Below are 1,615 nucleotides of genomic sequence, written 5' to 3'. Positions count from 1 at the left end.
TTTTTGACGCCTACGGTCACTAAAGAGATCAACGCCCGCCACTACCGCCTAAGCCGCGCGGACGAGGCGAGCACAGTGCGAGTGCTGAAGCTGACGGCTCTTGAAATTTTAAAATTTTTAGCGATCTTATTCATCTGCTCGGTGCTTCTGTTCGTGCCGGTGATAAATTTATTCATCATCAACGTGCCGTTTTTTTATATCTATTACAAGCTGATTTTGATCGACGTCGCCTCAAATACGCTAAGCGCCAAAAGCTTCGAGCGCTGCTACAAAAGGGGCGGCGGGTATAAATTTAGCCTAAGCGCGTTCGTCTTTTATCTACTGTGCTTGGTGCCGTTAGTGGGGCTGTTTTTCCAGCTATTTTTCATTATCTTTTTAAGCCATGTTTTGCTGATCGACGAGCGAGAATTGATCAAAAATCGCTAAAAATTAACTAAAATCAATGAAAAATTTTAAAATTTTCATAAAATAAGGCAATTTTTTTGAAAGGATTTTTATGAAATCAGGCAATATTTACATTTGCAATATCTGCTCGCTAAAAAGCAGCGAGGATGAGAACGCGGTATTTATCAAAGCGCACAAAAACGGCGAGGATGTGGACATCTGCACGTCCTGTATGCCTAGCGTCATCCACGGCTCGGGCATGGTCGTAAAGAGCAACTCCGAGATACAAAGCGAGCTTTCAGAAGAGCTTCAGGCCGCTGCAAACTAGCCGCGAGTGCACGTGCTGCGGCGCGTTTTGATCTTCTTATTAATCTGCGCGCCGCAAAATTCTAAAACTCCACGCAAAATTCCAGTAAATTTTAAAATTCCCGTAGCTCTAAATTTAAAGCTGAAATGTCACAGTGCAAAGCGGCTAAATTTAAAAGCGCTCGTTTCAAAGCGGCGAGCGCAAATTCCGATTTAAAGATTAAATTTAAACATTGCGAGTCGCAAAAATAGCCGCCCGGGCGAGTTAAAATTTTAAATTTAAGCAGCCCCGCTTAAAACCCGTGCAGCCGCTTGATCTCCGCGCTGATCGGCTTTTTCTGCCCGTCTTTAGTGACGTTTACGTATGTCGCAATCGCGCTGGTTACGTGCAGGCTCTCGCGAAATCCCTCGCCGCTCAGCCGCAGCGCGATCACTTCGATCTGCACGCGGATCGAAGTGTTGCCCACGCCTAGGACCTTTGCGTAGCAGCTCACCACGTCGCCGACGAATACGGGCCGCTTAAAAATCACTTCTTCCATCGAGATCGTCACCACCTGCTCGGGCGCTATCTCTTGCGCTGCGATCGCGCCCGCAAGGTCGATCTGGCTGAGTATCCAGCCGCCGAAAATATTGCCCGAGCTATTCGTGTCCTTCGGCAGCGTCACGATCTTGGTGCGCGGTTCGCCGAAATCGCTTAAATCCTGCATTTTCACTCCTAAATTTTAAAATTTCGCCCATTTTAACCGCGTAAATTTAACACTTTTTCGATACAATCGGCAAAAATCTACGCCGAAATTTTAAGCGGGCGGGATAAAATTCTGCTCGCTTGCAAACGATAAAAACGGCAAAAAGGATACGCGATGAACGATTTTGCAAAACTTAGCGAGATGGCCGCCGCCGCTAAGGCGCAGCTAAACGCCCTCTA

3 protein-coding genes are annotated in these 1,615 nt (G+C 46.8%); 2 read left to right on the top strand and 1 reads right to left on the bottom strand.

Translation table 11 applies throughout. The annotated features are described in order from the left end of the window. Together Q0236_RS08105 and Q0236_RS08100 are read left to right on the top strand one after the other, a co-directional pair. Positions 1-426: EI24 domain-containing protein (locus tag Q0236_RS08105; RefSeq protein WP_297916755.1), on the top strand; the 426-nt coding region annotated here is incomplete at its 5' end. Between the two features lie 70 nt (positions 427-496). After that, complete coding sequence (locus Q0236_RS08100) at positions 497-712, top strand: hypothetical protein (protein ID WP_297916753.1); 216 nt, start codon at positions 497-499, stop codon at positions 710-712. Positions 713-983: 271 nt separating this feature from the next. Here Q0236_RS08100 and Q0236_RS08095 read toward each other — a convergent pair whose 3' ends face one another. Then, a complete protein-coding gene (locus Q0236_RS08095; protein WP_297916751.1) occupies positions 984-1,397 on the bottom strand; it encodes an acyl-CoA thioesterase in 414 nt (137 codons plus the stop codon). Positions 1,398-1,615 lie beyond the last annotated feature (218 nt).

The organism is uncultured Campylobacter sp. (genome assembly GCF_938031315.1).
GTDB lineage: Bacteria > Campylobacterota > Campylobacteria > Campylobacterales > Campylobacteraceae > Campylobacter_B.
This window is presented reverse-complemented; position numbering and strand designations above follow the sequence as displayed.